This is a genomic window from Acetobacter cibinongensis, from assembly GCF_000963925.1.
GTDB lineage: Bacteria > Pseudomonadota > Alphaproteobacteria > Acetobacterales > Acetobacteraceae > Acetobacter > Acetobacter cibinongensis.
On the sequence record NZ_BAMV01000104.1, the window covers coordinates 1 to 215 of the forward strand.

Genomic DNA, 215 nt, shown 5'->3' on the forward strand with positions numbered 1-215 from the left:
TCCACCTTCCTGCAGCGCGCCTACGATCAGGTGATGCATGATGTGGTGTTGCAGAAGCTGCCTGTGCGCTTTGCCATAGACCGTGCCGGTCTGGTGGGGGCTGACGGGGCAACCCATGCCGGGTCGTTCGACATTGCCTATCTGGGCTGCCTGCCGGGCATGACCATCATGGCGCCGTCTGACGAGCTGGAACTGCTGCACATGACCGCCACCGC

General features: G+C 63.3%; 1 pseudogene. It reads left to right on the top strand.

The annotated features are described in order from the left end of the window. Window positions 1-215 (top strand): annotated as a pseudogene (locus tag Abci_RS14000) (1-deoxy-D-xylulose-5-phosphate synthase); the annotation flags it as partial.